A 781-nucleotide genomic window follows, 5' to 3' on the forward strand; every position below is an offset into this window, starting at 1 on the left:
GTCGAGCGCCAGCGCACGCTCGACGTCCCGATCCCGGCAGGCGTCGAGGACGGCACGCGCATCCGGCTGTCCGGCGAGGGCGAGTCCGGCGGCAAGGGCGTACCCCCGGGCGATCTGTACGTCCATGTCGCGGTCGAGCCCCACCCGATCTTCCAGCGCGACGGCGCCAACATCTATTGCCGCGTGCCCCTGCGCATGACCCAGGCGGCCCTGGGCACCGAAATCGAGGTCCCGGTGGTCGACGGCTCGCGCGCCAAGGTCAGGGTCCCCGCCGGCACCCAGACCGGCGAGAATTTCCGCCTGCGCGGCAAGGGCTTCTCGGTCCTGCGCTCGGCGGCGCGCGGCGACATGTATATCCAGGTCTCGGTCGAGACCCCGCGCCACCTGACCAAGCGCCAGCGCGAGCTGCTCGACGAATTCGAAGGCGACGGCGGCGACCACGAGCGCGCCAACCCCGAAAGCGCCGGCTTCTTCGGCAAGGTGCGCGATTTCTTCGAAGGCAAGCTCTGAACGCGTCGGTCCGCCGCCGCGGTTGAAAGGGGTGCCGGTTAGGGGTAGAAATCGAGGGTCCATGGTGATCCCCCCAACTCGCACCGTGGATAATCCAGGCGGCGCGATCCCCCGGTCGCGCCGCCATCCGTATTTTGGGCCCCGGATATGACGACAGAAACGGTCCGCATCGGCATCGCCGGCATCAATGGCCGGGTCGGACGCCTGCTGCGCGAGGAAGTGGTGGCCGGCGGCGGCAGCCTGGCCGGCGGCACGGCGCGCGACGCCCAGG

1 protein-coding gene and 1 pseudogene are annotated in these 781 nt (G+C 70.3%); both read left to right on the top strand.

Going from position 1 to position 781, the window contains the following annotated elements; all coding sequences use genetic code 11:
- The coding region (locus HUK84_RS21040) for a DnaJ C-terminal domain-containing protein (RefSeq protein ID WP_281362882.1) at window positions 1–510 on the top strand (510 nt) is incomplete at its 5' end.
- Between the two features lie 147 nt (window positions 511–657).
- Window positions 658–781, top strand: a pseudogene (locus tag HUK84_RS21045) (4-hydroxy-tetrahydrodipicolinate reductase); the annotation flags it as partial.

It is taken from the genome of Nguyenibacter vanlangensis, assembly GCF_013376155.1.
Classification (GTDB): Bacteria; Pseudomonadota; Alphaproteobacteria; order Acetobacterales; family Acetobacteraceae; genus Gluconacetobacter; species Gluconacetobacter vanlangensis.